The 19,777-nt window shown below is 70.8% G+C and carries 14 protein-coding genes and 1 pseudogene; 3 read left to right on the top strand and 12 right to left on the bottom strand.

Features of this window, described 5'->3' with window-relative positions:
* The first annotated feature begins 86 nt into the window (after window positions 1-86).
* On the top strand, window positions 87-1,457 hold the full coding sequence (locus NQO67_RS11870; RefSeq protein ID WP_255949822.1) for an MFS transporter: 1,371 nt from the start codon (window positions 87-89) through the stop codon (window positions 1,455-1,457).
* A 73-nt stretch (window positions 1,458-1,530) separates the two neighbouring features.
* Here the strand turns inward: NQO67_RS11870 and NQO67_RS11865 are convergent, their stop codons facing one another.
* Window positions 1,531-2,808 (bottom strand): MFS transporter, encoded by a 1,278-nt coding sequence (locus NQO67_RS11865; protein ID WP_255949821.1) that lies wholly within the window; start codon window positions 2,806-2,808, stop codon window positions 1,531-1,533.
* An 89-nt stretch (window positions 2,809-2,897) separates the two neighbouring features.
* Between NQO67_RS11865 and pdxR the strand changes: the two genes are divergently transcribed.
* Window positions 2,898-4,382 carry a MocR-like pyridoxine biosynthesis transcription factor PdxR gene (gene pdxR, locus NQO67_RS11860; RefSeq protein WP_255949820.1) on the top strand — a complete coding sequence of 495 codons (1,485 nt, stop codon included), beginning with the start codon at window positions 2,898-2,900 and terminating at the stop codon, window positions 4,380-4,382.
* 11 nt (window positions 4,383-4,393) lie between these two features.
* On the opposite strand, the gene NQO67_RS11855 is transcribed toward pdxR, so the two are convergent.
* The 5 genes from NQO67_RS11855 to NQO67_RS11835 form a co-directional block, all read right to left on the bottom strand.
* Window positions 4,394-5,635, bottom strand: a complete 1,242-nt coding sequence (locus NQO67_RS11855; RefSeq protein WP_255949819.1) for an ATP-grasp domain-containing protein — start codon at window positions 5,633-5,635, stop codon at window positions 4,394-4,396.
* A gap of 242 nt (window positions 5,636-5,877) precedes the next feature.
* The gene (locus NQO67_RS11850) at window positions 5,878-6,054 is read right to left on the bottom strand and encodes a hypothetical protein (RefSeq protein ID WP_255949818.1); all 177 of its coding nucleotides are present in this window, start codon (window positions 6,052-6,054) and stop codon (window positions 5,878-5,880) included.
* A gap of 435 nt (window positions 6,055-6,489) precedes the next feature.
* On the bottom strand, window positions 6,490-10,413 hold the full coding sequence (locus NQO67_RS11845) for a CHAT domain-containing protein (protein ID WP_255949817.1): 3,924 nt from the start codon (window positions 10,411-10,413) through the stop codon (window positions 6,490-6,492).
* An 11-nt stretch (window positions 10,414-10,424) separates the two neighbouring features.
* Entirely contained in the window at window positions 10,425-11,198 is a 774-nt protein-coding gene (locus NQO67_RS11840) for a caspase family protein (RefSeq protein WP_255949816.1), read from the bottom strand.
* A gap of 124 nt (window positions 11,199-11,322) precedes the next feature.
* On the bottom strand, window positions 11,323-11,931 hold the full coding sequence (locus NQO67_RS11835; protein WP_255949815.1) for a TetR/AcrR family transcriptional regulator: 609 nt from the start codon (window positions 11,929-11,931) through the stop codon (window positions 11,323-11,325).
* A 120-nt stretch (window positions 11,932-12,051) separates the two neighbouring features.
* On the opposite strand from NQO67_RS11835, the gene NQO67_RS11830 reads away from it, so the two are divergent.
* On the top strand, window positions 12,052-13,092 hold the full coding sequence (locus NQO67_RS11830; protein WP_255949814.1) for an NAD(P)-dependent alcohol dehydrogenase: 1,041 nt from the start codon (window positions 12,052-12,054) through the stop codon (window positions 13,090-13,092).
* A 170-nt stretch (window positions 13,093-13,262) separates the two neighbouring features.
* On the opposite strand, the gene NQO67_RS11825 is transcribed toward NQO67_RS11830, so the two are convergent.
* From NQO67_RS11825 to NQO67_RS11800, 6 genes and pseudogenes are all read right to left on the bottom strand, one after another.
* Entirely contained in the window at window positions 13,263-14,483 is a 1,221-nt protein-coding gene (locus tag NQO67_RS11825) for an FAD-dependent monooxygenase (RefSeq protein ID WP_255949813.1), read from the bottom strand.
* A complete protein-coding gene (locus tag NQO67_RS11820; RefSeq protein ID WP_255949812.1) occupies window positions 14,480-15,877 on the bottom strand; it encodes an MFS transporter in 1,398 nt (465 codons plus the stop codon). Before NQO67_RS11820 ends, NQO67_RS11825 begins: the two co-directional genes overlap by 4 nt.
* A 202-nt stretch (window positions 15,878-16,079) precedes the next feature.
* Window positions 16,080-16,424 (bottom strand): annotated as a pseudogene (locus NQO67_RS11815) (ATP-binding cassette domain-containing protein); the annotation flags it as partial.
* A gap of 133 nt (window positions 16,425-16,557) precedes the next feature.
* Complete coding sequence (locus NQO67_RS11810) at window positions 16,558-17,271, bottom strand: response regulator (RefSeq protein ID WP_255949811.1); 714 nt, start codon at window positions 17,269-17,271, stop codon at window positions 16,558-16,560.
* 35 nt (window positions 17,272-17,306) lie between these two features.
* Window positions 17,307-18,554 (bottom strand): sensor histidine kinase, encoded by a 1,248-nt coding sequence (locus tag NQO67_RS11805; protein WP_255949810.1) that lies wholly within the window; start codon window positions 18,552-18,554, stop codon window positions 17,307-17,309.
* A gap of 257 nt (window positions 18,555-18,811) precedes the next feature.
* Complete coding sequence (locus tag NQO67_RS11800) at window positions 18,812-19,693, bottom strand: Rieske (2Fe-2S) protein (RefSeq protein WP_255949809.1); 882 nt, start codon at window positions 19,691-19,693, stop codon at window positions 18,812-18,814.
* Window positions 19,694-19,777: the final 84 nt, after the last annotated feature.

The raw sequence follows: 19,777 nt of genomic DNA, 5'->3' as shown, positions 1-19,777 counted from the left end.
CCGACCACTCCTTCGGAGCCACCACCGGCACGAGCCAGCAGCCACATCCGGCCCTCGCGGGCCGCCCGACACCCTACGGAGTCCCCATGGTCCAGTCGAAGGCCGTGACCGGTCCGTCCGACGCTCCGACGTCCCCGCAGATCCGCCGTGCCGCCATTGCCGCCCTGCTCGGCTCGACCGCCGAGTGGTACGACTTCTACCTCTACAGCTCCGCCGCGGCCCTGGTCTTCAGCCACGTCTTCTTCTCCGGTCTCGGTGACTCCGGGGGCATCCTGGCCGCCTTCGGCACGTACGCCGTCGGCTTCGGGGCCCGGCCGCTCGGCGCGCTGATCGCCGGGGCGCTGGGTGACAGGATGGGACGCCGCTCGACGCTCATCGGATCGTTGCTGCTGATGGCACTCAGCTCGGCACTGATCGGCGTGCTGCCCGGCGACCGGCAGATCGGCACGCTGGCTCCGGTCCTGCTGATCGTCCTACGCATCCTCCAGGGGCTGTCGGTCGGCGGCCAGCAGGGCGGCGCGGTCGTGCTGGTCGCCGAGACCGCAGGACCCGGGCGGCGCGGCCTGTGGACGGGCGTCTCCAACGCCGGGTCCTCCGCCGGGCTTCTGCTGGCCACCGGGGCGTTCGCCCTCATCGACCTGGCCAGCCACCACTTCCTGATGACGTGGGGGTGGCGCCTGCTGTTCCTGGCGAACGTACTGGTGGGCGGGGTCGGATTCCTGGTGCGGCTGGGGCTCCAGGAGTCCCCGGTGTTCCTCCAGGCCCGGGAACGCGACGAACTGGCGAAGCAGCCGGTGCGCGACGTGCTGACCGGGCACCGCCGTGACCTGCTGATCGGCGTGGGGCTACGGATCTCCCAGACCGCCGTCTCGTACTTCTACACCGCCTTCGTCCTGTTCTACGAGGGTCACGTGGACGGCGGCAACGAGCAGGCGGCGCTCACCGCGGTCACCGTCAGCGCCGGGATCAGCATGGTGACCACACCGTTCTGGGGCGGTCTTTCCGACCGTTTCGGCAGACGCCGGCTCTTCCTGTTCGGCGCCATCGGCAGCCTGCTGTACATGGGACCGTTCTTCCTCCTCGCGGAGACCGGTTCACCGCTGGTCATCGTGCTCGCGGTGATCGTCGGCGTGAACCTCTTCCACGACGCGATGTACGGACCCCAGTCGGCCTGGCTCGGCGAGCAGTTCCGCACCTCGGTCCGCTACAGCGGCGCGGCCCTCAGCTACCAGGTCGGTGCTCTCCTCGGGGGCGGCATGCTGCCGCTGGTGGCCACCTGGCTGTACTACCTCCAGTCGGGTAGCCCCTGGCTCATCTGGGCCTACTTCGCGGTGCTGTCCGCGCTGACGGTGTGGGCGGCAGCCCGCGCACCGGAGACCAGCGGGCCGGCGATCGTCGACGGCGCGGGGATCGAGACGGCCGCCGCAACGGTCCCGTCCCCCGGCACGAAGCCCTGATCGGCCGTCCATGACGATGGCCTGCCCCGGACATGCCCGGCCATGTGGCATCGGGGCGGGCCCGACGGACGCGTCAGACCTCGGTGCGGGTGGGCACGCTGACCTCCCGCAGGGTCTTCTCCGTGGCGGGGTCGCGCCGGAAGACGGCGACCACGAGGAGCCCGCCCAGGCTCAGCGCCGCCCAGTACAGGTACTCGACACCGCCGTGCGAGCTGAGCGAGAAGAGCGTGCCGCCGCTGAAGGAGCCGAGCGGCTCACCCACCGCCATGGCCAGCTGGAGCAGGTTGAACGCCTCCACGGCCGGACGGTCGGCGGAGATCTCGGCGAACGCGACACCGGTGAACGGCGTGAAGAACGTCTCGGCCACCGAGAACGCAGCGACCGCGGCGTAGACCCCCCACAGGGCGCTGCCCAGGCCCGCCATCAGCGCGAAGGCCGACGCGAAGATCACGATGCCGGCCCGCAGGAACCAGACGGGCGTCAGACCCTTCTCGAGCTTGCGCGAGGCCAGCATCGACACCGGCACCTGCACCACCAGCACGAGCACGGCGTTGGCGGTGAAGAGCGAGGAACGCAGCAGCGGCGCCGACGTCATCTCACCGATGTGGAGCGTCAGGGCGGAGAAGAGCTGCCCGTACAGGAACCAGCCCGCGGCCGTGATGCACGTGACCCTGCGTACCTCGGGGTTGGTCACGGCGTCGCGCACCGCCGTCCACAGCCGCGGCTCCCGCGTCCCGTGGTCCGAAGGCCGTACACCCGGCTGAACGGTCAGGAAGACCCCGACCGCGCCGAGGGCGTAGAGCGCCGCCACGGGGACGACCACAAGTGACCGTGCGCTGCTGCTGAAGAGCAGGTTGGCGGCGATGGGCCCGAGCGCCGCCGCGATGTTGACGGCCACCTGGATGATCGAGAAGGCGATGGACCTGACGCTCTTCGACGGCAACGTCACGGCGATGTAGGTGCGTGCCGTGAGCGTGTTGACGCTGACTCCCGTCCCCGCCAGGACGAGGCAGCCCAGCACGAAGACCTTGCCGGGAGCCACGGTCAGCAGCCCGAACCCGACGGCCGCCGCGAGGAGGCCGCCGGACGCCATCAGGCGGATGCTGCTGCGGTGCAGCACCTTTCCCAGCAGCAGACACGACGCCCGGGCGCAGAAGGTCAGGGCGAACAGCGCCACTCCGACGAACCACGGTGTGTCGTTGTGCCCCGCCGCGAGCAGCAACGGCAGAACCGGGACCATCGTGTAGTAGCCGAAATTCGACAGCAGATAGTTGAGGAAAACGGATTGGTAAACTCGGCGAGCTAACGTGGATTCCGATTGCGCACTTTCTGCCTGCGAAGTTTCCGTCATGTCGTCATGCCCTTCACCTGTCCCTGCCCACCGCGCGGCGAGATTTTGACGTTACCCGGGACCGCGACCTGCCACTATGGTCCAGTCGTATGAAAGGTGACTGGACCAGTTCGCTGGACCTGCTGATCGAACGCGAGGGCGGCCAGGGGGTACGGCGCGGAATCGAAAGCGCCATACGCCAGGCCATACACGACGGCCGGCTGAAATCGGGGGTCGAACTCCCGTCGACGCGCGCTCTCGCCTCCGACCTCGGCGTGGCCCGGGGAACGGTGAGCGAGGCCTACGGCCAGTTGAACGCTGAAGGCTACCTCCTGACGCAGCAGGGCGCACCCACCCGGGTGGCGTGGACGCCGACCGCCGCAGAGGCGGCACCGCCGAAGAAAGCCCGGCCGGCCCTGGACCTGCGTCCCGGGCATACGAACGTATCAGATTTCCCGCGACGGGCCTGGACGAAGGCGATATGTCACGCCATTCAGAAAGTGCCGGCCGAAGGCCTCGGATACGGTGACAACCGGGGTCGAGTGGAATTGCGCACGGCACTTGCCGGCTATCTCGGGCGGGCCCGCGGGGTGCGCACCGACGCGGACGGGATATTGGTCTGCGGCGGTTTCACTCAGGCGATCACCATTCTCTGCCAGTATCTGCGCGAACGGGGCGCCCGGGCCGTGGCACTTGAGGATCCCTGCGCGCCGCGGTATCGCGACATCGTGCGCAGGGCCGGTCTCGCGGTGCTTCCCGTGCCGTGCGACTCCCAGGGGATGGACGTGTCGGCACTCCGGCGATCCGACGCGGACGCCGTCCTGGTGACGCCCGCTCACCAGTACCCGCTCGGCGTGACGCTGTCGCCCTCCCGCCGGGAGGAGCTCGTGAACTGGGCGCGGTCGCGCGGCGCGCTGATCGTGGAGGACGACTACGACGGTGAGTTCCGCTTCGACCAGCGGCCCATCAGCGCCCTCCAGAGCCTGGACGGCGACCACGTCGTCTACGTCGGCACGGCGAGCAAGTCCTTGGCGCCCGGCCTGCGGCTGGGGTGGCTGACGACCCCGCCGCGGCTGCGTGCGGCCGTCATCGGCATCAAGGAGCGCTGGGACCGCGGCAGCGGTCTCTTCGAACAGCTCGCCCTCGCCAACCTGATCACCACAGGCGACTTCGACCACCACGTCAGACGCATGCGCGGCAGCTACCGGCGCCGCCGGGCGCTCCTGCTCGACACCCTCGCCCGGTGCACGCCCGGCGTCCAGGTCGCCAGCGGTTCCGCCGGGCTGCACCTGACGGCGCTACTCCCCGGCGACATGGCGGAAACGGACCTGGTGGCGGCCGCCGCGCAGCGGTCCCTGCTCCTGCGGCCGTTGGGGGAGTTCTGGGCGGCACCGGCACCGGCAGCCGATCGGCCGCAGGGACTCGTCATCGGCTACGGAACGCCGCCCACGCACGCCTTCAAGCCCGCGCTGGCGGCGCTCGCCGAGGTCCTCACGGCCGGGCACTGCGTTCATCCGGCGGACGACCCCCAGACCCCCGGCCTGAACAGCAGGTCAGCCGGTGTGACCGGCGCGGACGCCGGGCGGCGAATCTGAGCGCGTGCCGGTCACTCGGTCTCGAAGACCACGGACTCCCGTAGCCGCGCGGCGAGGCCAGCGGCGCCCGCGGGCTCGGGGGCGCGCACGGCGAACACCGCATGGCGGCCGAAGCAGTCCGTCACCCGCTCGATCTCGTCGCCCACGCTCACCTCCAGGTCGGCGGCCAGTACACCGGGGGTGTCCTGGAGTTCCTTCCAGCCGCGCACGGCCGTCAGCCTGCCCGGTGCGGCGTTCAGGAACGTCGTGGTCGCGCTGCCGCGGCTCGCCGGCAGGGGACGCTGCGGGCGGTCGAGCAGGTCGTCGATGAGTTTTCCGTAGAGCTCCAGACCCGGCCGGGTCGCCTCCACCAGGGCGTGGATGTAGTCACCGCCCGGACGGTCGTGCAACTCGCCCAGCACGACACCGTGGTCGGTCACCCAGAACTCGACGTGGAAGATGCCGCGGGTGACGCCGACGGCCAGCAGCGCGGCCGACACGGCGGCGCCGGCCTCCGCGGCGGTCGAGGAGTCGATTCCCGCCGGGACGTGATGCCCCATCTCGACGAAGCCGGGCATGGTCTCCTTGCGGGTCACCGCCAGTACGTGGGGCACGCCGCCGACCATGACACCCTCGGCCGAGTACTCCTCCCCCTGGACGAACGTCTCCAGAAGGAATCCGCCGGCGCCCGAGAGGTTCCCCATCGCGGACGGGGGAGTGCCGAGCCGATCCAGCGCCGCGGGCAGTTCCGACACGCTGTCGATCTTCGTGACGCCGATACTGGCCAGGCCGTCACGCGGCTTGACGATCCACGGTCCGGGCCCCGTCTGAGCCATGAACGCCTCGGCGTCGGCGGCGCTCCCGCACACCGCGGTACGGGGCTGCGGCAGCCCGGCTTCGACGAGTCGCCGGCGGCACAGATCCTTGTTGCGGATCCGGTGGACGGCCTCCGGGTCGTTGCCGGGCAGGCCGAGTTCGCGCGCCATGACGGCGGTCGAGTACACCGCGAGTTCACGAATGGTCAGAATGGCGTCGATATCGCTGCGGCCGGCCGCCCAGGAACGACATGCCTCCGCGTCATGGACATCGAGGCACACCACTTCGTCGACACGACTCAATTCATCGGCGGAGGCCCGCGCCAGATTCTCCTTGGTGTCGGCCCCGATGATTCGCAGTCCACGATTCCGAGCCTGCTCGCTGAGCCGGCGGATCTGATCGCGCCCCCAAGGCATGATGACGGTATTTCCGACGACCAGGATCGTTTGGGATGTCATGAGCCCATCGTATTCGACGGACGTGGCGATTCCCTGTACCAGTTGGAGCGTGATCGCCTGGACCAGTCCACGCACTCGTCCGACTACACCACCGATTCGTGACAGAGCCAGACTTAGGTCGTCATTTCAAGGCCTGGATCCGCTGGTGGAATGCGTCGAGCGGGGACCTGGAAGTGATGTCGGGGTGGCATACCGACGGTGATTTCTCCCTGTTCACCGAGGATGCCCAGCGGCTGAACCGGCTATTCCGTGAGGCGCGGGGCCCGACCGGTGAGACAGCGGGAGGCCAGCAGCAGCACCACGCGGCCCGCGACGTTGCCGAAGGCGGTCAGGCGGGCCAGGTCGTCGCCGACCACGGGCTGCGGCAGCGCGAAGGCGACGACGAGCACGGTGGCGCGCCGCGGGTCCGGTGTCGTCACTCATGCCGAAGACGCTTGCCTATTTTCCTGACGGCCGTCCAGTGAAGGCGATGGGGATGTGCTGCGCTCTGTGCGGAATCAGTCATTGCGATATGAAAACCTGTTGGCCGTGAGCCTTGATGACGACGCGAGCGCGTGCTCGCGCACGCCCGGCGACTGCCCGACCCGGAGTCGCGCGCGGCCGCCCTGACCGCCCTCGTCCCCCCACCTCCCACCCGGCCGGCGGCACCACGCCGGAACGGCGGCACTGGCCACCGCCACCGCCATCACCAGCAAGCCCGACCGCGTTCACGCACTGGCGGGACTGGTGCCGCACCTGTCCCGGGAACAGCTCGCGGGTGCGCTGACCACTGTCACCGCGATCACCGGCGAGGCCGACCGCGCTCGCGTAACGGCGCAATGGGCGCCGTGCTTCGAGGAGTTCGTCGAAGCACCCTACGCCCCTCCGCCGCGTCCCGCCGGGCCCAGCATGAGAAGGGTGTAGAGCTCGATCGGCAGCCCCTGGGAGAAGGGCAGGCTCTTGTCGGTGATCAGTCGCGCCATGTCAGGGGAGTGGCTGAAGGACATGGCGAAGTCGGCGAGCCAGGGTTCGTCGCCGAACTCGCCGCGCACCTCGATGTGGCAGCCCGCCTCGTCGAACCGGACGGTGGCCTCGGCGCGCTCGCCGCCTCGGCGTCGGCAGCGTAGCTCGGCGGGAATCAGCCCGCGTGCGAGGTCGATGCGCAGCAGGTGCGGCACCGTTCGGCTGCCCCATCGCTCCTGGTAGGTGGCCCATCCGTCGACAACGTCGAGGGCGGGTACCCCGGTCTCCGTGATCGTCACCGATTGCCCGCGGCGCAGCGGGAAGACGGCGGTTCCGGCCACGAAGGTCGCCGCCGGGCCGCGGCGTTCCGTGGCACCGCCGTAGAGCGGGCAGAGTGCGTAGACGGTGTCGGGGCCCGTGGCGCCCTCGCGGTGCGTCGTGGTCGTCACGGTGACGGTCCGGTCGGGGGCGATCCGCACCCGGGCCTCGCGCGTGAGGCTCCCGGAGAGGGCCAGGTCCCGGACGGCCTCGAGGTTGCGCGGATGGTGCGCCTTCGAGAGCAGCTCCCACTCCGGGACCCTGCGGACGGCCGGCCACCGCAGGTAGGCGGAGTAACCTCGCAGGGCCAGCCGCCAGTCGTCCTGGTCAGCGATCTGGTGCCAGATCGACCGGGTTTCGGTGCACACGTCGGACACCTGGTCACCGAGGGCGGCGCGGACGTCGGAACGTTCGCTGAGGATACGGCCGATCATCTCCGACACCTCGAAAAACCGTCCCAGCAGCGCGGTGTCCGGCCGCGCCTGGTAGGACCGCAGGATCACCCGGGCCGTGAAGCACAGCAGCCGTACCGCGGGGTCGAAACGGCGCGCGTTGCGAAGTCTGGTGCCCAGGTCGAGCCCGGTGGCGATGGCGGCGGGGTGGTCGCCGTTGCGGTAGTACCAGGCCGCCAGTTCGTTCAGCGGTACCACGGCCGTCGACTCGTGGGTGTCGAGGTAGCCGAAGACCTCGGCTTGTACGGCGGCGCCGCCGGCACGGTCCTTTCGGCTGGCGAAGTAGGCCAGCGCGGCACCGAGGACGTTGAGCCGGTGGCTCACCCAGTGCAGCGTGCCATCGGGTCGCGAGCCGATGTCCAACGCCTGCCGCACCGTCCGGTCCGGCAACGGTGTGGCGTGGTCCGCGGCGTACTTCAGCATGTCGACGGCCGCGTTGCTGCTGACATGGAGGTTGTCGCCGCGGCAGGCGCGGGTGAACGCGGCGACGTGCTCGGCGAGGACGCCGTCCTCGGCCGTGCGGAGCGTCCGGAGGCGGGCACGCGCCTCCGTCTCGACCACCGACCCGGCTTCCGCGAGGTCGACCGCGGTTTCGTAGTAGGCGATCGCCGCACCGGTGTCACCGAGTTTCTCCCTGGCGCTGCCGAACCCATACGCCAACACGGGCTTGTCCACGGCCTGGGCCAGCCAGTCGACCGTCGACGCGCTGCCCGAACCCCCCTCGGGGCTCCCGGCCGTGACGTACTCCGCGACGATGCCGTCCCGGATGCGGCGGACCACGGTGTCGTCGTCGGGCGGCCCGATGAGCCGGACGGCGACATCCATCCAGTGCCGTGCCTCGCCGTCGTCACGGTAGTCGACGAAAAGCGGTACGGCCGGCAGCGCTCGCTCCGCCGCGAACAGGGCGGAGAGCAGGATGTGGGACGGTCCCGAGGGGCTGGTCTCCGCCCACCCCATGTGCGCGCGATGCCGTTCGTCCCAGGTGGTCAGCGCGCGGTGGGCCATCCGCATGAAGTGGCGAACCTGGTCCAGGACGGCGGGCGAGTGCTGCGGGGCGACCATCGGCAGGACGTTCCGGAGGAACCTCAGGCTTTCGTTGGCCAGCACGTAGTCGATGTCCAGCACGGACGCCTGGGCCTTCGGTGGCGGCAGGTGCAGGGGCAGCTCTCCGGGGCGCACCAGGGCACCGAACCGTTCGCGCAAGGCGGGCACCACGGCGTTGTGCAGGGCCATGGCGAGGTCGGGTTCGCCCTCTTCGGCGATCTCGTTCAGGCAGCGGTAGAGCGTGTCCGTCGCCTCGGACAGCACGGCGACTGTCTCCTCCTCGTGGATGCTCTCCCTGGCCTGCAACCGGGTGTCCGGCAGTCCGACGTACACGTACGCCGCCGCGTCGGGATCGGCGATCTCGCGCAGGGTGCGGTGCAGGAGGCTCGGGACGGCTTCGTCGTGGAACAGTTCCGCGATGGACGCGCCGATGCGGGCTGCCGTGTCGTTGGCGACCGGCCACAGCGTTCCGATCACCGCTCGTGCCCCGGCCGCGAGGAAGGCCTCGCCCGTGGTCGTCCAGCTCGAACAGGAGTTGTTGAACACCACTGGCCCGCCACGCAGTTGCCAGGTCCGGATCGCGCTGTCCGGGATCCGGTCGTTGTGCGCGTCCTCGAAATGATCGTCCTCGCCGTGCGCGATGATCATCAGCAGGTCGACGTCGAGCCGGTGCAGGACCTCCCGCAGCACCTCGCGTCTGGCGTCCCCGTGGGACAGCAGCAGCGGGTAGGACAGGCCGTCGGCCAGCCGGTCCTGGTACACCCGCCCTTCGGTGGTGGTGAACGCGTGGAGCGCGTCGAAGACCACGCCGAACAGCACGCGCGGGAGGGGCTCGGCAGGGCGGCCGAGCAGCACGCTGGCGATCTGGCCGGGCAGGTGGGCGATCATGTGCCGGTCCATCCAGCGCCGACCGTCCGGCAACGGCGTCAGGTGGAGGGGCAGCCCGCGCGTGAAGACGGTCAGGACCTCCGCCGGCAACTCGCGCAACCCGGGCGGCACGGCCTCGGCGCACGCGCGGGCGAGCGCGTCCCGCCCGCTGCCGACCTCGCCGGACACGGGCGGGATGAACGCGAGCGGGCACCCTTGCAGGCTGGCGTACCCCACGGCCTGGCACACCAGGAGATCGACGGGCGTGCTCTCACCGACGACCACTTCCCGGCCGGTTCCGAAGACGGTGAGCGGAGAGTTCAGGACCTCGCCGAGCTGCCACTCCCGCGGGTCGTCGCCCGCCAATCGGATGGCACCGTCCTGACCGGTCAGGACGAGCCGTGCGCCGTGCGCCACGGCGAGGGCGAGTGCGGGCCCGTACGCCGCTTCGGTGTCGGGTGCGGTCAGGGTCGGTGCGCCCGCCGGCAGCGGGTCGAAATCCGGTGCCCCCGGGCCGACGAGGATCTCGCCGGGCGCCGCGACCCGTTCGGACCACTGCCGCGCGGGCACGACGAGACACCGCACGAAACCCGGCCCGCAGCGGGACCGGACCAGGATCGCTTCCCGCTCGTGGCCCTCGCACGCGACGATCACGATGTCCCGCACCCGGCTGGGAGGTTGTCGGCTCTTCACGAGGAAGACGATCTCGCCGGGCCGGTCCCCGGTCTGGGTCTGGAGGACGGAGTCCTGGTACGCCCAGGGCAGGGACGTCGACACGGTCACCGAGACCCCGCCGGCCAGCGTGAAGGTGTCGTCGTCGCGGCTCAGCGTCTCCCAGCGGACCCGGTAGAGCGTACGGTCCGGCAGGCCGACGGTCAGCCGGGCGGTCAGCGTGCCGGGCTCGTCGGATGCGAGCGGTTCGTAGGACAGCCGCCGGCCGAACCCGTCCGGCATGTACCTGTGCTGTGGCGGGGCCCCGTCGCGGCCCGGCAGCACGCCACCGACGATGATCTTCGATTTCGCCCGTGGTGGGGTGGCGAGGTCGATCGTCCCGTCCTCGCGGAAGCCGACCACGTCCTTGCGGTGGGCACGGTCGCAGATGCCGACGATCCCGCCGGTGCCTTCGAGGAAGTAGATCCCGTTGTACTCACCCACGTACTGCATGGTCACCACACGCGGGGGAACCGAGCGAGCGCGGACCGACCGTTGAGCACGGGTGTCTGAAGCCCGCCGGTGTGTCCTCGGACCGAAGCCGCGATGTCCTCGTACAGGTGGAGGATCCCGACGGTCTCGCTGTCGCCGGCCGCCGACGGCCCCTTGAGCAGGTAGTTGGTGAACACGCCATGGCCGATGGCCGCCTCCTCGCGCGCCACCTGATGGTCGTCGCACGCAGCGATCATCAGCCGGCCCTCGCCCAGGTCGAGCCCCTTCAACGAGACGCGGTGCTCGCCACGGACATGGCTGCGCTCGGCCCGGAGCCGAGGGCCCTCGAACGTCCGCCCGCCGGCTCGCCCGCTGAAACAGGCGTCGATGAGCATCAGGACGAGCCGAGGGCGACGGATCCGTTCGAACAGCCGTGGAAGCTCACGTTCCATGTCCAGCCCCGTGGCGAACACGCTGTCGTACTCGGTGTCGTGAACGACGAGATAGCGTGCTGCGTCGTCGATGGTGGCAGTGGTCTCCGGGCTTCCGTGCCCGGCGAAGTACAGCAGGACGACATCCCCTTCGGATGTGACGCGCGGCAGTCTCTCCCCGATGGCGACCATCAGGTTGCGCCTGGTGGCGTCCTCGTCCACGAGCACTTCGGCATCGACCTCGGACGGATGCAGCCGACCGAGGAGATCCGCGACGGCCAGCGCGTCGGCCGTGGCGTACGACAGGTTCTTGATGTCCGTGTCCTGGTACCGATCGACCCCGGCGATGACCGCCCGCAACACCATGCCCGACCCCTCGCGTGATACGCGTTTTACGGCTTACGGCGAGTCTGTCAGAGATCATCACTGAACGTGGCGGAACGGCAAGGTGCTCCCCGGCGCCCAGGACGTGGATCCGGGTCGGTGGCGGTCATGGCGTGGATGCGTCGACCTTGCGGGCCGCGGTGGCGTTGCGGACGCAGTCGCGGAGCAGGGCGCGGCGCCGGTCGTGTACGTCATCGGGTTCTCGGCTGCTGGCCGCGTACACGTTGCTGACCGGTGACCAGGCCATCGACATGGCGATGACCATGGCCATGATGTCGAACGGGTCACCTGCGCGGACCCGCCCGGCGGCCTGGGCCTCGGCGATGGCCGTGAGCTTGTGGTCGTCGTGGTGCTGGTGGGTCTCGACGAGGTGCCCGGCAGGCCGACGCTCCAGTCGTGTCCAGGTCGCCAGCCTGATGAGGTCGGGGCGGCGCAGGTATTCGTCGTAGAGGCGCACGGCCCAGTCCGCGAGATCGTCGGCGTCGATGGGCACGACGTCGGTGATGCGCTCCAGCGAGCTGAGGAAGATCGCGTCGAAGAGTCGCTCCTTGTCGCCGAAGTAGGCGTAGAGCTGTGCCTTGTTGGTGCGCGCTGCCGTCACGATGCGCTCGATGCGTGCCCCGGCGATGCCGTGCTGGGCGAACTCTTCGGTGGCGGCGTCCAGGATGCGCTGGTAGGTCGCGGCGCCTCGTGGGGTCTGGGGCTGTTCCGGCATGTCCGGAGCCTACCAAACAGAACAGTTGGTTTGATTTGCCGTGCGGCCGCGTTTACCCTTCGGAAGACCGAACAGTCTGTTTATGGATCTCCTCAGGGATCCGTTGGTTGAAGGAGTGGCATGCGAACGACCACCGGATGGCAGGCGACCGGTCCGACGGCGCTGCGGCGCACGTCACTGGAGCGCCGTGACCTACGCCCGGATGACATCGCGGTACGGGTCGACTACTGCGGCGTGTGCCACAGCGACCTGCACGCCCTGCACGCCTACGACCAGCACACGAAAGCGCCGCTGGTGCCCGGTCACGAATTCACCGGCGTGGTGACCGGGATCGGACGGGAGGTGACCACCCGCTCGGTCGGCGACCGCGTCGCCGTGGGCAACATCGTCGACTCCTGCGGCGTGTGCGCCATGTGCGAAGCCGGACAAGAGAACTTCTGCCATGCCTTCCCGACGTTGACCTACGGCGGCACCGACCGGCAGGACGGGTCGACCACCCTGGGCGGCTACTCCCGCGAGTACGTCGTGCGGGACGCCTTCGCCTACCCGCTCCCCGCCGGTCTCGACCCGGCCGCCGCCGCCCCGCTGATGTGCGCCGGCGTCACCGTCTGGGAACCCCTGCGCCACCTCGGCGTGGGCCCCGGCAGTCGCGTCGCCGTGGCCGGGCTCGGCGGCCTGGGGCACCTCGCGGTCAGGATGGCCGTGGCACTCGGCGCCACCACGACCGTCGTCAGCCGCACCCGGGACAAGCGTGACGACGCCCGCAAGCTCGGCGCGCACGACCTCATCGACTCCGCCGACACCCAGCACATGGCCGCGGCACGCGACACCTTCGACGTCGTCATCGACACCGTCTCCGCCCCTCACGACCTTGCCCCGTACCTGAAGCTGGTGGCGATGGACGGCACCCTCAGCCTGCTCGGGTACCTGGGCCCTGTCACCGTCGAGGCCACGGACCTGCTCATCGGCCGCAAGAAGCTCAGTTCCGCGGGCAGCGGAGGCCGCCCGGCGACAGCCGAGATGCTCCGGTTCTGTGCCGACAACGGTGTCGCCGCCGACGTCGAAGTACTCCCGTCGGCACAGGTGGACACGGCACTCGACCGGCTCCGGCGAAACGACGTCCGCTACCGCTTCGTGCTCGACATGTCCGACCTGGACTGACGAGGGAGCGGGGTGACCGGGGTTCCGCGACGTGCGGAGCACCGACCCGCCAAGGCCGCACCCCGGCGGCACACCGCCGACGGATCACCCTCACCGCCGACGGATTTCCGACATCCCTCCGGAGGATCCTCCTGCCCTTCCGTCCGGGTCCGCTGACACTGCGGCGGCGGTCATGCCGGGCGCGGGAGATCGGGCAGGGTGAGCGCCGTGTGAGCCGGTCTTCCCTCCGCCGGGGGCATGGCGCTGAGGCTGCGCAGCCTGTCGTTTCGCCGCTCCAGGGCCCGGGCGGTGGTGGGGAAGAGCGTGGCGCCGCCCCGGCCGACCAGCCCCTGGTTCGCGGTCACGAACTCCCGGGTGTCGTGTTCGTAGGCGGCGAAGCCCGCGACATGGTCCCGGTCCGCGAGGCAGCCGGCGAGCATGTACGCGCCGACGAGGGCGAGGCTGGTGCCCTGTCCGGTGAGGAACGAGGGCGCGTACGCGGCGTCGCCGACCAGCGCGACCCTGCCGCTGGACCAGCGGGGCATGCGGATCTGGCTGACCCCGTCGAAGAACAAATCCTCCGCCTCGCGCAGCGCGGCCAGCATGCCCGGGACCTCCCACCCCGCGCCGGCGAAGACCTCGGAGACCAGGTCGCGTTGGGCCCGCGGATCCCGGAACGCTGCCAGGGGCGGCGTGGGCCGCGCGAAGTTCAGGAAGGCGTGCACCTCGTCGCCGTCCCCCACGGCGTAGAGTGCCGCGGCCCTGCCCGGGCTGTTCCACATCACGGTCTCGTGGGAGAGGCCGAAGGTGTTGCGCATGGTGAACACGGCGAAGCAGTAGCCGAGGTAGCGGTGGAACTGCTCCTCGGGACCGAACAGCATCTCCCGGGTGCGCGAGTGCATGCCGTCCGCACCGAACACCATGTCGAAGGTGCGGCTGCCGCCACCGTGGAAGGTGACGTCGACCCCGTGGTCGGTCTGGTCGAGCGTGTCGACGGAGTCGTCGAACAGGAACTCCACGTCGTCACGGACCGCCGTGTGCAGAGCGTCGGTCAGGTCCCCGCGCCGCACCTCCAGGTCCCGTCCCGCGACGCCGCCGGTGACGGCATGCGGGTGCAGGGAGGTCACCTCGTCGCCTCCCGGGTCGAGGAAGGTCAGCCGTCGCAGGTCGATGTGCGCGTCCCGCAGCCGTGGCAGGATCCCCATCCTCCGGACGACCTCCAGTGCGGTGCCGCGCACGTCGATGGGATAGCCGCCGCCACGCAGGCTGGGCGCCTTCTCCACGACCGTGACCGCGTATCCGTGGCGGTTCAGCCAGAACGCGAGGGCGGGCCCCGCGACGCTGGCCCCGGATATCAGGACCGTGCGCCTCGGCGAGCTGCGGACATCCGTCAACTGATCGGTGCGGGTCATTCCTTGACTCCTTTGGGCATGGTGCGAGTGACGAACAAGGCCAGCGACGTGACGACGCCGGCGATGACGAAGCCGGTGACGTAGGCCGACTCGGCCGCGACCTGTGACCCGGAAGGGGTTGCGGCGGTGAGCAGCGCACCACCGAGCTGCCCGCCCACGGCGTAGCCGAGCACGCGGCTCACCAGGATCAGGCTGGTGGCGATGCCGGTGTCCGCGGCCTCGACGGCCGTGGCGGTGCTGGTCATCATCGCCGTGACGCACAAGCCGTTGGCCAGCGCGATCAGCGCCTTGCCGACGACGAGGTGCCAGACCTGGGTGTGCACGGACGCCAGCACGACCAGGGAGACGGCCATCATGACGACCCCGGTGCCGACCACGGCACGCGAGCCGAAGCGCCGGTCCCCGATCGCGCCGAGCGGCCCGGCCAGCGTCGCGGCGACGGTGCCGGGCAGCAGGAAGAAGCCGATCTCGGTGGCGCCGGCGCCGAATCCGTACCCGTCGCCGCGTTCGTCGAGCAGCTGCGGAACGAGATAGACGGCCATCGAGGTGCCGAGGCAGATCACGAACGTCAGCACGCACGCCTTCCAGATCGCGGGTCGTGCCAGCAGGTGCAGATCGATCATCGGAGAGGCCGCACGCCGTTCGACGGACACCCAACCGGTGACGAGGACGGCCAGCAGCACGACGAGGGCGCCGAGCACGCGTGGTTGCGAGGCCGCTTCGGGCGCCAGCGCGAGTACGAGCATGAGCGTGACCAGCATCCCGCTCAGGAGCAGCAGGCCGGGCCAGTCGATGCCGGCGTCGTCCGACCCGCCCGGCTGGTCGGACGGCATGAGCCTGTTCACGAGCAGGGTGGCCCCCACGACCGCGATCGTGGGCAGCGCGAACATCCAGTGGCGGGAGAGCTCTTCCGCCACCGGCCCGGCCGACAACATGCCGACCATCCCTCCTCCGACGAAGAGCCCGCTGACCACCCCGATGGCGACCTTCGACTCTCCCGGGGGGAGGTTCTTGCGCGCGACGATGAACGACAGGGGAAGCGCGCCCACCATCGCCCCTTGCAGCACCTGCCCGAGCAGCAGCACGGGCAGGTTCGGGGCCAGCGCGGACACCGTGCCGCCGACCGCGACGACGGCCATCAGCCGGACCAGGACCCGTTTCCCGCCGTAGCGGTCGCCGAACTTGCCCGCCAGCGGCGTGATGAGCGCACCGGTGATGAGGAGCACGATGCTGAGCAGCGCTCCTTCGGACTGGCTCATCTCCAGTTCGCGTTCCAGGAGCGGGATCGTCGGTGACACCACCGACTCCAGAGCGCCGGTGGACAGTGCCAGTAAGCCGAGGGCTCCGACGGCGGCCTTCCCGAGGGCGACCGGGGGAGCCAGGGTTGTGGTCATGGGTGTCCTTTCCGCGATGGGCGGGTGAGGGAGGGAGCAGCGGGGGCGCATGGCCGGCCGCTCCGCCGCGGCAGCCCGGGTACGCGGGCCGAGGCGATGCCGGCTGCCGCCCCGGAGGGGCGAGGGGCCCCGGGCCTGTCCGGCGGATCAGGCCCCCAGGGCCGGTCCGCCGGATCAGGCCGCATACGGGTGGCGGTCACCTGTCGGTGCGGGTGGGCGGGTTCATGCCGGTGGTCTCCGTACCGCCGAGGCACACGGATCCCGCCGACGGCCGGTCCAGCCCGGCGGCGGAGTGAAGGAACGTGGACCTGCCGGACCCGGGCGGGCCCATGACCGCCGTGAACGTGTCGAGCGGCAGGGCGAGGCCGACGCCCGCGAGCGCGTGCACCGTGCGCGCGCCGCGGCCGTACGCCCGCCGGACGTCGCGCAGTGCGACGGCGAGACCGGGCGTGGCGGCCGGGACCTCGGGCCGGTTGTCCGCCGCCGGCCGGTTGTCCTCCTCAGGCCGGTCGTCCGCCTTCTGCCGCCGGCCACTGCGCAGCCTCATGTCCCGTCTCCCTCATACGTGCACTTCGTGTGACGGGTGAAGGGTGCGGGGACGGCTGCGCGCCGGGCGTCATACCCGGGAGCCGATGTGGATGTGCTACCCCGGTAGGGGGTGGAGGAGAGACGGGGCCCTCCTACTCGCCCTCGCCGGGGGTCACAAGACCCGACTCGTAGGCGAAGACCACCGCCTGGGCGCGGTCGCGCAGGTCGAGCTTGGTGAAGACGCGGCTGACGTGTGTCTTCACCGTCTGCTCGGCCAGCACCAGGGTCTGCGCGATCTCCCCGTTCGACCGGCCGCGGGCCACCAGGGTGAGTACCTCGGTCTCACGTTCCGTCAGACCTTTGAGCCGCAGCGCGGGCTTGCCCCGCGCCGCGGGACGCTGCTTGGCGAAGTCCGCGATGAGGCGGCGCGTCACGGAAGGGGCGAGCAGGGCGTCGCCCGAGGCCACGATGCGGACCGCCGCGATGAGGTCGGCCGGCGGCGCGTCCTTGAGCAGGAAGCCGCTCGCGCCCGCCCGCAGCGCCTCGTAGACGTAGTCGTCGACGTCGAACGTGGTGAGCATCAGGACGCGCGGCCGGTGTTCCCCCACGGCCTGAAGGGCGTGGGAGGTGCCCCCACCCCCCGGCGGCGGCGCCAGGAGGCGGCGTGCGGCCTCCAACCCGTCCATCTCGGGCATCCGCACGTCCATCAGCACGACGTCCGGGTGGGTACGCCGGCTCAGCTCGACGCCCTGCGCGCCGTCGGGTGCCTCGCCCACCACGTCGATGTCGCTCTGGGCGGCCAGCAGCGCGGCGAAGCCGGCCCGCACCATGGCCTGGTCGTCGACGATGATGACGCGCGTCGTCACGTGAAGTCCTTTTCCGTCAGGGGAGTGCAGGGAGTTCAGGGAGTGCAGGGGAGTGCGGGGGAGTCAAGCGGAAGGTGGGCGGCGACCCGGAAGCCGCCGTCCGGCAGTGGCCCCGTGTCGAGGCTGCCGCCGACGAGCCGCACCCGCTCGCGCATGCCGACGAGCCCGTGCCCGGTGCCGTCCACCTCGAGCGGCCGGTCGGGCGGCTGGGGCGGGGAGGCGTTGACGACCAGGACGGTGAGCCGCGCACCGCACCGCGGATCGGACTCCGTCACCGACAGCGACACCTGGGTGCGGGCACCCGGCGCGTGCCGCACGACGTTCGCGAGGGCCTCCTGGACGATCCGGTACGCGGACAGGCCGACCGCGTCGGGCACCTCGACGTCGCAGGGGGTGAACTCCACCGGCCCGACGGTCCTCGCCGTCGCCTCCACCAGCTGCCCGATCTGCGTCAGGCCCGGCTGCGGCACGAGCTCGCCGTGCGCCTCCTCGTTCCGCAGCACGCCGAGGAGGCGGCGCATCTCGCCGAGCGACTCCCGCGCGGTCGCCGCGATGGACGTGAACTCCTCCCGCACGTTGGGCGGCAGCCTGTCGAGGCGGTACTCCGCGGTGTCCGCCTGCACCGTGATGACGGACATGTGGTGCGCCACCACGTCGTGCAGTTCGCGGGCGATCCGGGCGCGCTCCTCCAGCAGCGTCCGCCGACCGCGCTCGGCCTCGCTGATCGTCTCCTGCTCGACCAGCCTGCGCTGCACCTCGTACCGCTCGCGCAGCACACCGCCCAGCAGGAGCGCGACGCCGCCGAGGATGGTGAACAGCACGTCCCCGGCCCCGAAGCCGTGCGGCGCGACGAACCCCAGGCCAACATTCGCGCTCGCCGTGGCGAGCCACACCAGCACCAGCGTCCGGGGCCGCGCGCGCAGCCCCAGGGCGAGGCAGAGGGCGACGTACCCGACGAGTTCCATGGGCGGGAACGGCCACAGCAGCCGCTCCTCGAAGTGGACGGTGAGCAGGGCCAGCGCCCCGGCCACGTCCGCGACGAAGACCACGCACCAGGCGTGCAGCGGCCGTACGACGGCGAGCAGCAGCGGCGCGGCCTGCGCGACGGCCAACCCACCGGCAACGCCTCCGGTCAGGCCGTAGTCGGCGGTGAGGACCACGATGGTGGTGGGCAGCAGGGCAGCGGACAGCACGAACGCCAGAGCCCACGGCAGCACCCGCACCCACCGCCGTGACGCCCCCGAGAGCAGCGCGCGCGGACGTTCCTCCGCCACTGGGGTCATGGACACCAGCTTATGGGCGGCGGGACGGCGTCAGGACGCGCGCGACCGCTGGGCGTACCCGTCGCGTGCCGTCACCGGGTACGAGCATGCGGCGCAGGCGCAGGGACTGACGGGAGCAGTCGACGAAGCGTGCCCTCCACCAGCCGGACCAGCGCCGTTGCCGTGCATGAGCCCGATACGACGGTTCGTGGTGGCCACGTACCCCGGACCAGGGTCCTGCCGTCTGCCGTCTGCCGTCTGCCGTCTGCCGTCAGCCGTCAGCCGTCAGTCCGGCGCGGACAGCCCTTGCAGTCGCGGGCCCGGACCTCGATCTGGCCTGCCTGCACGCGGGTGTCGTAGGCCGGTTGCGGTGCCGTGGCGGGGCCCCGGTAGACGTTGCCGTCCGTCAGGGAGAACGTGCTGCCGTGCCACGGGCAGATGACGCAGCCGTCCTCGATCCGGCCTTCCTCCAGCGGTCCGCCCATGTGGCTGCATGTGCTCGACAGCGCGACGATCCGCCCGTCCAGCCTGGCCAGCAGGACATGGGTACTGCCTGCCCGCACCTTGCGGAGCTCGCCCTGCCCGAGGTCCGCGTCGGGGAGCACGGGCGTCCACTCGTGTGGCCGGTCCTCGTCCGCCGTGTGATTGACGTTGACCGCATTGGTGAGGGTGAGGTGTCCGCCGAGGTAGGCGCCGGTGGCCAGGGCCCCCATCCCGGCGTAGCCGAGCAGCGTGGCTTTGCACCGTCTGCCCCGGCAGCGGGCCACGAGCGAGGCTGTGTAGAGCCCCAGGGCCACGCTGTTGGCGGCGGCGTGGACGACGCCGACACGCCGGGGCGCGCCCTTGGCGTCGGACCAGTCGTTCAGGCCTGATGCCGCTGCGGGCACCGCGGCGGCGACGCCGACCGCGGTGAGCAGGCCGGCGGCCGGGACGGCTCGCCTGCCGCCCACCGTGTCCAGGAGGGTGGCCATCGACCAGGCACCGATCGGGACGTCGGTGAGCGCGGGATGGAGGGGGTGTCCCAGCCATGTGCCGCTGAGTGCATTGCGGACCAGCCTGGGACGTACCAGCCGGTGGACGATCGCAGCCACCGGAGCGGCGATGTGGTCCAGGCTCTCCAGATGCTCGATGCGTTTGACGAACGGCGTGACAAAGGCCATGCCCCTGCTCCCTTCTCCGGCGGCTCGGCGCAAAAGGACCTCGGCAGAAGACGGAACGCCGACCGTCACACAGCCCTCACAGCA

It is taken from the genome of Streptomyces odontomachi (assembly GCF_024435355.1).
Classification (GTDB): Bacteria; Actinomycetota; Actinomycetes; order Streptomycetales; family Streptomycetaceae; genus Streptomyces; species Streptomyces odontomachi.
Note: the sequence above shows the minus strand (reverse complement) of the source record. Positions and strands in the feature narration are given on the sequence as shown.

Bases quoted from the DNA above. Each gene is read 5' to 3' on its own strand.
- NQO67_RS11870 (WP_255949822.1), top strand. From the start codon at position 87: ATGGTCCAGTCGAAGGCCGTGACCGGTCCGTCCGACGCTCCGACGTCC.
- NQO67_RS11865 (WP_255949821.1), bottom strand. From the start codon at position 2,808: ATGACGGAAACTTCGCAGGCAGAAAGTGCGCAATCGGAATCCACGTTA.
- pdxR (WP_255949820.1), top strand. From the start codon at position 2,898: ATGAAAGGTGACTGGACCAGTTCGCTGGACCTGCTGATCGAACGCGAG.
- NQO67_RS11855 (WP_255949819.1), bottom strand. From the start codon at position 5,635: ATGACATCCCAAACGATCCTGGTCGTCGGAAATACCGTCATCATGCCT.
- NQO67_RS11840 (WP_255949816.1), bottom strand. From the start codon at position 11,198: ATGGTGTTGCGGGCGGTCATCGCCGGGGTCGATCGGTACCAGGACACG.
- NQO67_RS11835 (WP_255949815.1), bottom strand. From the start codon at position 11,931: ATGCCGGAACAGCCCCAGACCCCACGAGGCGCCGCGACCTACCAGCGC.
- NQO67_RS11830 (WP_255949814.1), top strand. From the start codon at position 12,052: ATGCGAACGACCACCGGATGGCAGGCGACCGGTCCGACGGCGCTGCGG.
- NQO67_RS11825 (WP_255949813.1), bottom strand. From the start codon at position 14,483: ATGACCCGCACCGATCAGTTGACGGATGTCCGCAGCTCGCCGAGGCGC.
- NQO67_RS11820 (WP_255949812.1), bottom strand. From the start codon at position 15,877: ATGACCACAACCCTGGCTCCCCCGGTCGCCCTCGGGAAGGCCGCCGTC.
- NQO67_RS11805 (WP_255949810.1), bottom strand. From the start codon at position 18,554: ATGACCCCAGTGGCGGAGGAACGTCCGCGCGCGCTGCTCTCGGGGGCG.
- NQO67_RS11800 (WP_255949809.1), bottom strand. From the start codon at position 19,693: ATGGCCTTTGTCACGCCGTTCGTCAAACGCATCGAGCATCTGGAGAGC.